Here is a 9,804-nt window from a genome sequence, read left to right as displayed (position 1 = left end):
AGTTGTTGGTAATGCTTGTGGGTGTTAGTCTGAGAGTGGGTCATGAAGATTCCTGCTTTCTTGTTTAGCTAGTACTAACAAGAATAGGTCTTCATGGCCTTTTTGGTCTAGTCGTCAGGGTGTTGCACTTGAATTGTAAACTGGGGAAAAATAAATTTTCGCTTTCGTGCTCAATCTTATTGTGATATAAGGAACAATAAGCGATACTAGCGAAGAATCGAGTAACCAAGCGTTTTCTTAAGCCATTACTGATACAAAATCGATACAATAACCATAATTATTTTAATCATTTACCCAACAAGGTCACTGCCATTAAGTTCATGCACCTCACTGGCGAGTTGCACATCAACGCCATGGGCCGCGGCTTGCGCTTGCGCTTTCAGGGTTGCCAGCGACAGTTCTTGCGGCAAATGTGTCAGTAGCAAATGCTTGACCGAAGCGGCCTTAGCCAATGCGCCAGCTTGAGGCGCGGTTAAGTGCCATAGTGGCGCTGGGTGATTCGCCAAAAAGTTCGTATCGGCCAGCAAGAGGTCTGCGCCTTGCGCAAAGTCCGCCAGCTGCGGGAAGGCCCGCGTATCGCTGGTATTGACCCACACTTGACCAGTCGCTTTTTCTTCAATCCGCACCGCAAACGCCGGCACCGGATGCTCGGTTTCAAGGAAGGTCAAACGCAGCGGCCCCAGGTCGAGCGGGGCTTCTGCCGAATAGCCCACCCCTTGAGTAAACGGACCAAAGGTTAAAGCCGCAAAATTCAGCGGATCTTTAGTGTGACCGTAAATCGGTAGCGGTGAAACCTTCTTCTCGCCGCTATGCAGCTGGCGATAATACTGCAAGACGCCGACATCCGCCGTGTGGTCGTGGTGGTAATGCGTCAAAAGCACGGCGTCCAACTGATTGGGATCCAGCACCTGCTCTAACGCCAACAACGCGCCAGCGCCACAATCCATCAACAGCTGATAATCGCCACTGGTGATCAAGTAGCTGCTCGTCCCCACCCCATGGTCGGGATAACCGCCTAAATAACCCAGAATTGTTAATTTCAAGCTCTTCAGTCCTTTCAATCAAGTAAGCGCTATACTAAGAAGATGGAGGTGGCCATTTCATGACCCAAACAATGCAACTCGTTCTCGGTAGTCAAACTTACATGCAACAATTCGCCAAACAGGCAGCCACGCCAACTAGGCTGCTCAAAGATGTGGAAAAAGACCGCGATTTTGCCCTGCTGGACCTCAAAGGCGCAATTCCCTTTGTTTCGCCAGTGCGCGGCACCGTCCTCGCTCATTATGGCACAGTTCCGGCGTATGGGTATATTGCGCTGATGTACTTCAAACTTGGTAAAGATGAGGCCGGCGTGTTCGTGAGCCAAATGACTGCATTCACTGCCCAGGCCGATCGGCTCGAAGGTTGCGACGCCATGGTCCTGATGAAAACCGACAACCCGCATCTGGAATATCTGCTGTTGTCCGCATGGAATCGCAAACTTGACGTCTACACCGCGCAAAATACGCCGCTGTATGCGCCAGTGCGGACTTTCGCTCAGCGTGCGCAAGCAGGTTTTGGCTATCACCGGGCCATTTATACCATCGTTGATCCCGATCACCCGACCAAAGCGCTCACGGCCGAAGCGACCAGTGCTGACTAGCTGCGGCGCACTAAGCGGGCAGTGAGCGCCCCGAAGCCGGCGTACACCAAGGCGTAAATCAAGACAATGATGACCACCAAACTGTAACCGGGATTATCCAAGTACAAACTAAAGAAATGAATGATCAGCCAGGCATTGAACGTCCCCACCAACAGCGGTAAGCCAAAAATCAACGTGGTCTGCCAGTTGATAATCTGGTGCATCCCCCGCGTTGGCATCCCCAGCGCCCGAATAATCTGCCGGCTTTGCCGCTCTTGAAAGGCAATGATGAGCTGCTTCATCAACAAAATGCTGGCCGTGGCAATCATAAAAATGAGCCCCAGCAGTATGACGACGAACAAGCCTAATCCAAATAGCATATTCATTTGCGCCAAAAGCGGCCCTTTCAGCCGCAACGCACTACGCGAATAACTGCCTGCATGCTCAGTGCGACTGAGCTGCAGGCTTTTTTCGCCTGTCAGTGCTTTGGAACTACCACTGAGAAAATCATAGGTGCTGGTGTTAGACGCCTTTTTCACGAAGGCCGCGACCTTTGCCCCCGACTTGAGCTGATAGCCGGTCATTGGATCGCGCGGCGCCGCCAGCACCTGATAATCATCATCGGTGACAATCAACGCCCGGTCAAAGTAGCCATCGACCCCAAGTGGGAACTGATTGCTGACGGATTGCAGTTGAAACTTTTGGCCGGTTCGCGGCAGCGTGATCGACCACTGGCGCCTTTGATTCAGCCAAGTGTGTTGATAGAGCGAACGACCATATACCGCCATCACGGCCTGGCCCGGTTTTAACGTCAGCTTGGCCAGGCCTTTTTGCACCTTGGCGATGCGCTGATAGTCACTTAAGGCAATGACATTATAAAAAGTTTCGTCACCGTCTCCAGGCTGGCCATGTTGCGTGTGCAGCCGGCCCGCAGCGAGTTTTGTTGGCAGCACCACGGTTTGCTTGATCCAGTCAGGATTGAGGTCATGGTAGGTGGTTTTCAACCCATAGGGACTCGCCACCAGATCCATGCTGATGCTTTGATTGACCCCAGCCTGCCCAAACTGGTAAAAAATCGCCCCACTTCCCAGCACGGTGATGGTGCCAGTGGCGAGCAACGTGGTCAAAAACAGCGAATGCACATTGCGCTGCAGGCGCTCGTTCAAATTAGTTAACGTCAGCAAGCGCACGGCATGATGGCGGAAAAAAAGCAGCCGCACGAGCCGACTGGTTAATGTCGGCAGTGAATACCGGAACACCAAATACAGCCCGACCAGCCCCACCGCCAGCACCGCCCATAGCACCATGTAACCATGGCCGAAGCGGCTCTGCGACACGGCATACGCCAGATGGACGAGGTTGTATGCACCTAGGTAACTGCCAATCAAGAGCACCCAGCCCACCGTGGCCCACACCATGCGCCACCCAGTGACCCGCGTCGGCAGACCTTGGGCTGGCAATTGGTAACGTCGACCAATCGGAATATGGGCCACATAAATGCCGTTGATCACGCCAATCACCGCGTAGACCAAGGTGAACACCGCCACCAGCTCCAGCATCGCATGCGGCTGCCACAACAGCCCCACCGTCACGGGTAGCGCCATTAACCGCAGCAGCATCATCGCCAAGAACTTGGACAACAGCAATCCCAGCGCAAAACCGATCACCAGCGTTTGCGCGCCTAGCAGCATCGACTCGTAAAACAGCGTCAGCCCGATCCGACCCGCCGGCATGCCCAAAAGCCGGTAAACCGAAATTGAGCGCGCCCGCCGCTCAATGAGCAAAGTATTCATATAGAGTAAAAAGATAATGGTGAACAGCAGGGCCACCACTAACAACACCAGCAACACTGACGGCGCCGCCGCACTGACCTCGGTATACCGATCGGCCGCCGCGAATAAGGCGTCATCTTCAATCAACGCCAAAACGGCATACAAAAGTGCGACCATCACCGCCGCCATGGCGACGTAAAGCCGATTGATGGTGGCATACCGGTGAAAATCAGAGCGTATCAGACGGCCCACGGCGCTTGCCTCCCCCATTAATCGTCGCTTCCATGTCGATAATACTGTCGAAGAACTGTTGCCGTGGTCCGCGCCGGGTGACTTCCGCAAAGTAGCTCCCATCACGAATAAAAATGATGCGATTGCAGAAACTGGCGGTGAAGGCGTCATGGGTCACCATCATAATGGTGACATCCTCTTCGAGATTGAGCTTCGTCAGATACTGCAACAGCTCCGTGGCTGCCATCGAATCCAAACTCCCAGTGGGTTCATCCGCCAAAATCAACGCCGGATTGCTAATCATGGCGCGTGCTGCCGCCACCCGCTGGCGCTGGCCTAAACTCAACTGCTCCGGATAACGGGTCAGCATCGACTCGAGCCCGAGCAAGTGGGCAAAGCGGGCCAGCCGCGCGTCCAAATCATCTGGCACCGGCGGCACAAAGGTCAGCGGTAGCGTAATATTATCCGCCACGGTTAAATCTGGAATCAGATTGAATTCCTGAAAAATAAAGCCGAGTTGCTCGCGCCGATAGCGGGCCGATTCCGATTCGGAAAATTGACTCAGGCTTTGCCCGGCCACGATGACTTCCCCGCTGGTGGGCGTATCGATCGTGGCAATGGTATTGAGTAAGGTGGACTTGCCGGCACCGCTGGGACCCATAATGCCCACAAATTCGCCAGCGTCGATGTGAAAACTCAAGTCATTCAACGCTGTGACGCGATTTAACCGATGTCCGTAGATTTTTGTCAGGTGTGCCACGTCGACCACTCGCATGCTGAAAGCCTCCTGTTTCAAGTTGGTTTTATCATAACAGATTTTATTAGCAGTGGCTTTGACCTTGCGATACTGTAAGACCCGTTAAACTCGGTCCCAGGTCGCTTGTACCACCACGGCGAAACCGCTACTATACAACTATAAGGAACGGAGATGGAAACCTTGTTCAAGATTATGATTGTTGAAGACGACCGCACCATTGCCAACCTGATTGCCCAAGCCCTCAACAAGTGGCAATTTCAAGCCAGTGTGATTGAGGATTTTAGCCGCGTGGCTGACCAGTTTGCTGCAGATCAACCCGATCTTGTGCTGCTGGACATCAACTTACCCGTTCGCGATGGCTACTACTGGGTGCAAAAAATCCGCGACGTCAGCCAAGTGCCCGTGATCTTCATTTCCAGCCGCAACACCAATATGGACATGGTGATGGCGATGAACTTAGGTGCCGATGACTTCGTCGAAAAGCCTTTTGCCATGGAAGTGCTGATTGCCAAAATCAATGCCTTGCTGCGCCGGACTTACCATTACCAGGACAATGGCAGCGAAGCCTTAGAGCATGCCGGCCTGACCTTGGATCTCAAAACCGGCATGGCGCAAGTGGCTGGTCAAGAAATCAACCTGTCCAAAAACGAATACAAGCTACTGCAGATTCTCATGCGCGCGCATGGCGAAATTGTGAGTCGTTCGCATTTGCTGAAGGACTTGTGGCAAGACGAACGCTTCGTGGATGACAACACCCTAACCGTCAACATCAACCGTCTGCGCAAAAAAATCGCCGAAGCCGGCCTGCCGGATTACATCCAAACCAAGGTCGGTCAAGGCTACATTGTGCCTTAAAGGAGGGCCACATGACGTTTTGGGAGTACTTGCGCGATCGCCGCGCCGCCATTGTCTTTTTTTGCCTCGGCCTCGCCTTGTTTGATTTCGGGCTATGGCTGGATCCGCGGCACCTGGTGCATCCGGGAACCTTAGTCTACATCAGTCTGCTGGTGGCCTTGTTTGGCGCGGTGGTGTTAGGGTGGCAATATCGGCGCACCAAGGCCTGGGTCAATCAATTCAAGGCCCGCACTGAGGCTGGCGAAGACGCCTTAACTTGGCGCCTGCCAGAAGCCCACCATTATGAGCAACAAGCCATCGTGGCGGCGTATAACCACGTCTTGCGCGAACATCAAAAGACACAGTCGCAACTCATCGCCCAGCAGCAAGATCAAAAGGCGTTCATTGACTCCTGGGTCCATGAAATCAAGGTGCCGCTGGCGGCGACCACGCTGCTGCGGGATAGTCTCGATGGCAAAGCCCCTGAGCAGCCACTCGATGACATGGCGCTACAGCTGGACAAAATCAACTTTTACGTTGAGCAAGTGCTGTACTATTCTCGCCTGGACAGTTTTTCCAAGGATTACTTACTCCGGGAATACGACCTGACCAAAATTGTCGATGCCGTGGTCGTTGATCAGCGCAACAGCTTTATCGCCGGCCAACTCCGCTTTCAATTGCAAGGCGGACCGCTGACCGTGGTGACCGATGAAAAATGGCTGCGGTTCATTTTGACCCAGATTATCACCAATGCCATCAAATACACCAAACCTGGCGGCACCATCACAGCCGCGCTAGCCGACACGCCAACCGAAGCCACCCTCACGCTGACTGACACCGGCATTGGCATTCCTGCTGATGAGCAGCATCGCGTGTTTGAAAAAGGCTTCACCGGCACCAACGGCCGCAACGCCAACCAAAAATCCACCGGTCTCGGCCTGTATTTGGCGGCGCAGCTCAGTCAAAAGCTCGGCCATCACCTCACCTTAACCAGCACGGTTGACCAAGGCACCAGCGTGGTGGTGCACTTCCCGCATTTGTCTTACTACGGCGAGTCAGGCAACACACTGACCAAACCGATCGTTGAAGAATAAATCGCACAAAGGGGCGCTAGCTGTTCGCAGCTAGCGCCCCTTTGCTTCCTTTAGCGGACCAAGTTGGCCCAAATTTTCACTTCGCCGCTCGCCAAACTGGCTGGCACATCAATGATGCGCTGGTTGGCACTGCCGCGAAACTGCAGCGTCAAATCCTTTTCGGCTTCCAGGAACCGGCCATCCACCAAAATATCCAGCAGGTTGAGTAATTCTAGTTTATCCGGTGATTCCTGCATCAATTCGTCCCATTTGTAGCCGGTCCAGCTCCAGATATCCTTGGTATGGCCGAATTCGCGCCGCACGCGCCGGCACAGCTGGAGGCAAGTTTGCGTATTCAAAAACGGTTCCCCACCGAGCAGCGTGAGCCCTTGCACATAGGACTGGCTAAGATCTTCGATAATCCGGTCTTCCAGCTCCTGAGTGTAGGGCGTGCCATAGTGAAAGTTCTGGGCCACTTTGTTGTAGCAGCCGGGACAATTGAACTTACAACCAGACACATAAATACTGCAGCGCACACCTTCACCGTCAACAAAAGTGAACGGCTTGTAGTCAGCGACATAGCCTTGCGACAAATCAGAAGCCAGCCATTCCATGGGCTTAGGGTTATTGGGTAAGGTCTTTTTTGGCAACTTGCTCACTCCATTTCACGCTCCATCGTACCATATCTGGTAGTTCAAAGCATCAAAAAAGCGACCACCGCCTGTATCTTGTGGTCGCTGATGGTTATAACCCTTTCGCGCCAATGTCATCGCGCACCGCCAGTGGCCCTTGCAGTGGCGCCATGCGGGTATAAGCCGCGCGCTGCGCCGCTGCCAAATCACTGCCACTACCAATCACGGTGAAAATGCGGCCGCCATGGCTCACTAACGCCTCGCCTTGCTTCGCCACCCCAGCCGGAATCCAGTAGTCACACTGGGCAGCGGTTGGCACCACTAGCGGCAAAGCTGGTCCACTTTGCGGATAAGCGGGATTGACTGCCACCACCCCGCAATAAGTTTGGCCATTGAGGGTCAAAGCCGGCGCTTGCCCGGCGAGTAAGTCCTGGGTGAGCTGGTAGAAATCATTGGTCACCTGCGGCAAAAGCACCTGTGTTTCCGGATCCCCAAAGCGCAGGTTGTACTCCAGAATTTTCGGTCCGTGCTGCGTGAACATCAGCCCCACATACAACACCCCAGTGCCGGTCAGGCCGTCTGCGACCATCCCCGCCAGCGTTTGATCCACCAGCGCCGCCGCTTGGGCCTGCTGGACCTTCGAGAACTGCGGCGCGGGGCTAATGGCGCCCATCCCCCCAGTGTTCGGGCCAGTGTCGCCAGCAAAGCGGCGCTTGTGATCCTGGGCCAGCGGAAACAGCACGCGCTTGGTGCCATTGAACATCGCCAGCACTGACGCTTCCTGGCCGCTCAAATATTCTTCGAGCAGCACCGGCGCCTGGGTATCCGCTGCGTATAAAGCGGCCAGGGTAGCCGTGACGGTTTCGGGACTGGTGGCAATGGTCACGCCTTTGCCGGCAGCGAGCCCATCCACCTTGATCACCAGCGGCAAGCTCATGACCGCGGCGGCAGCGGTGGCTTCAGCCTGGCTATGGGCAACTTTAACCGCCGCCGTCGGTAAATGATGGGCCGCCATGAAGGCTTTGGCGAACTGCTTACTGCTCTCCAGCTGGGCCACTTTTTGCGTCGGCCCAAACACTGGCCGGCCCGCGGCCTGAAAGGCATCGACCAACCCAGCGGCAAGCGGCTGCTCAGGGCCGACAAACGTCAAGTCCACGTCGGCGGCAAACGCGACCAGCGCTGCGGTCTGATCTTCCGTAATCGCCACCGGTGTCAGCCCCAGCAGCGGCATCCCCGCGTTACCCGGCGCCACAAACACCGCACTGACTTGAGGCGAAGCCAAAAAGGCTTGTCCCAGCGCACTTTCCCGTGCACCACTGCCAATAATTAAGACTTTTGCCATGATGCGCCTCCTCTGTCCTAGTGCCGGAAGTGCCGCACGCCGGTGGTGACCATCGCAATGCCGTACTTATCAGCCATGGCAATTGAATCTTGATCGCGAATCGAGCCACCAGGCTGAATAATCGCTTTGATATCATGTTGCGCGGCATATTCCACACAGTCATCCATCGGGAAAAAGGCATCCGAAGCCATCACGGCGCCAGCGAAATTAGCGTTTTGCTGGGCCTGTTTCAGCGCGATTGCCACGGAACCGATGCGGTTCATTTGCCCCGCCCCAATGCCTAAGGTTTGGCCCTGCTTGGCAATCACAATGGCATTACTCTTCACATGTTTGACCACTTGCTGGGCAAACAGCATGGCATCGATTTGCTCAGTGGTGGGTTGGGTCTGGGTGACCACCGTCAAATCTGCCGCCGTTTCAATGGCGGTGTCGGTGGTTTGCCGCAGCACCCCGCCTAGTACCGCGACGGTTTCGACCCGTGGCTTGCTCTGGGCCGGCGCCAAGGTGACCGTCAACAGCCGCAGATTTTTCTTCTTGGCGAGCACCGCATAGGCATCGTCATCAAAACTCGGGGCCATAATGATCTCTAGGAACAGCTTGTGCATTTTTTCGGCGGTCGCCAGATCGACTGGGCGATTGAGCGCAATGATGCCGCCAAAAATTGACATCGGATCGGCCGCGTAGGCCTTATCCCACGCTTCCTCAATGGTGGCCCCTTGCCCGATACCGCAGGGGTTCATGTGCTTCACTGCCACGACTGTTGGCTGCTGATATTCATTCACCATCGCCAGCGTGGCATCGGCATCGCGAATGTTGTTGAAGGACAGGGCCTTACCGTGAAGCTGCCGGGCGTGGGCCAACGATTCCGCTGGGGCATCCGGGGCCACGTAAAAAGCGGCGTCTTGGTGGCTGTTTTCACCATAACGCAGACTTTGCTGCTTGGTGAAGGTTGGCGTGAAGGTCGCCGGGAATGGCTCTGGATCAAGATAGGCGGCGATTTGAGCATCGTAAGCCGCGGTTGTTTGGAACACTTTGGCCGCCAGGCGCGCACGCAGCGCCGCATCGTCTTCATCCAAGCCGGACAGCACCTGAGCATAATCGGCTGGGTCCACCACGGCCCACACCGCAGCCGCGTTTTTCGCCGCCGCGCGCAAGGCACTAGGCCCACCGATGTCGATTTGCTCAATGGCTTCGGCGCGAGTGGTCTCAGGTTTGGCAATGGTAGCCGCGAAAGGATATAAGTTCACCACCACCACTTCAATTGGGGTGATGTCATGAGCGGTCAAAGCCGCCATGTGCGACGCCACATCACGCTTAGCCAAGATGCCAGCATGAATTTTGGGATGCAGGGTCTTCACCCGCCCATCTAGCATTTCTGGAAAGCCGGTCACCGTTTCCACCCCAGTCACCGGCAGCCCAGCCGCCTCCAAGGCGCGCTTGGTGCCCCCTGTCGACACCAGTTCAAAATCGCGGGCCACTAGCCCTTGCGCTAATTCCACCAAGCCAGTTTTATCGAACACACTAAGCAATGCACGTTTCACG

The 9,804-nt window shown here is 55.1% G+C and carries 9 protein-coding genes; 3 read left to right on the top strand and 6 right to left on the bottom strand.

Going from position 1 to position 9,804, the window contains the following annotated elements:
- Positions 1-290: 290 nt before the first annotated feature.
- Complete coding sequence (locus tag EKM90_RS09075; protein ID WP_125581882.1) at positions 291-1,043, bottom strand: MBL fold metallo-hydrolase; 753 nt, start codon at positions 1,041-1,043, stop codon at positions 291-293.
- A gap of 59 nt (positions 1,044-1,102) precedes the next feature.
- Between EKM90_RS09075 and EKM90_RS09070 the strand changes: the two genes are divergently transcribed.
- On the top strand, positions 1,103-1,642 hold the full coding sequence (locus EKM90_RS09070; RefSeq protein ID WP_125581880.1) for a hypothetical protein: 540 nt from the start codon (positions 1,103-1,105) through the stop codon (positions 1,640-1,642).
- Here EKM90_RS09070 and EKM90_RS09065 read toward each other — a convergent pair.
- Together EKM90_RS09065 and EKM90_RS09060 are read right to left on the bottom strand one after the other, a co-directional pair.
- The gene (locus EKM90_RS09065; protein ID WP_164507932.1) at positions 1,639-3,645 is read right to left on the bottom strand and encodes an FtsX-like permease family protein; all 2,007 of its coding nucleotides are present in this window, start codon (positions 3,643-3,645) and stop codon (positions 1,639-1,641) included. The genes EKM90_RS09070 and EKM90_RS09065 overlap by 4 nt on opposite strands.
- Positions 3,623-4,399: an ABC transporter ATP-binding protein gene (locus EKM90_RS09060; protein WP_125581876.1), complete on the bottom strand. Its 777-nt coding sequence runs from the start codon at positions 4,397-4,399 to the stop codon at positions 3,623-3,625. The genes EKM90_RS09065 and EKM90_RS09060 overlap by 23 nt, the downstream gene beginning before the upstream one ends.
- A 162-nt stretch (positions 4,400-4,561) precedes the next feature.
- Between EKM90_RS09060 and EKM90_RS09055 the strand changes: the two genes are divergently transcribed.
- Together EKM90_RS09055 and EKM90_RS09050 are read left to right on the top strand one after the other, a co-directional pair.
- Entirely contained in the window at positions 4,562-5,236 is a 675-nt protein-coding gene (locus EKM90_RS09055; RefSeq protein ID WP_125581892.1) for a response regulator transcription factor, read from the top strand.
- An 11-nt stretch (positions 5,237-5,247) separates the two neighbouring features.
- Positions 5,248-6,309: a sensor histidine kinase gene (locus tag EKM90_RS09050; RefSeq protein WP_125581874.1), complete on the top strand. Its 1,062-nt coding sequence runs from the start codon at positions 5,248-5,250 to the stop codon at positions 6,307-6,309.
- A 50-nt stretch (positions 6,310-6,359) separates the two neighbouring features.
- On the opposite strand, the gene nrdG is transcribed toward EKM90_RS09050, so the two are convergent.
- The 3 genes from nrdG to purH form a co-directional block, all read right to left on the bottom strand.
- The gene (gene nrdG, locus EKM90_RS09045) at positions 6,360-6,902 is read right to left on the bottom strand and encodes an anaerobic ribonucleoside-triphosphate reductase activating protein (RefSeq protein ID WP_373305849.1); all 543 of its coding nucleotides are present in this window, start codon (positions 6,900-6,902) and stop codon (positions 6,360-6,362) included.
- A 130-nt stretch (positions 6,903-7,032) separates the two neighbouring features.
- Entirely contained in the window at positions 7,033-8,262 is a 1,230-nt protein-coding gene (purD, locus tag EKM90_RS09040) for a phosphoribosylamine--glycine ligase (RefSeq protein ID WP_125581870.1), read from the bottom strand.
- Between the two features lie 17 nt (positions 8,263-8,279).
- Complete coding sequence (gene purH / locus EKM90_RS09035; protein ID WP_125581862.1) at positions 8,280-9,803, bottom strand: bifunctional phosphoribosylaminoimidazolecarboxamide formyltransferase/IMP cyclohydrolase; 1,524 nt, start codon at positions 9,801-9,803, stop codon at positions 8,280-8,282.
- Between the last annotated feature and the right edge of the window lies 1 nt (position 9,804).

It is taken from the genome of Lacticaseibacillus suibinensis (assembly GCF_003946175.1).
Taxonomy (GTDB): Bacteria; Bacillota; Bacilli; order Lactobacillales; family Lactobacillaceae; genus Lacticaseibacillus; species Lacticaseibacillus suibinensis.
Note: the sequence above shows the minus strand (reverse complement) of the source record. Positions and strands in the feature narration are given on the sequence as shown.

Bases quoted from the DNA above. Each gene is read 5' to 3' on its own strand.
- EKM90_RS09070 (WP_125581880.1), top strand. From the start codon at position 1,103: ATGACCCAAACAATGCAACTCGTTCTCGGTAGTCAAACTTACATGCAA.
- EKM90_RS09060 (WP_125581876.1), bottom strand. From the start codon at position 4,399: ATGCGAGTGGTCGACGTGGCACACCTGACAAAAATCTACGGACATCGG.
- purD (WP_125581870.1), bottom strand. From the start codon at position 8,262: ATGGCAAAAGTCTTAATTATTGGCAGTGGTGCACGGGAAAGTGCGCTG.
- nrdG (WP_373305849.1), bottom strand. From the start codon at position 6,902: ATGGAATGGCTGGCTTCTGATTTGTCGCAAGGCTATGTCGCTGACTAC.
- EKM90_RS09050 (WP_125581874.1), top strand. From the start codon at position 5,248: ATGACGTTTTGGGAGTACTTGCGCGATCGCCGCGCCGCCATTGTCTTT.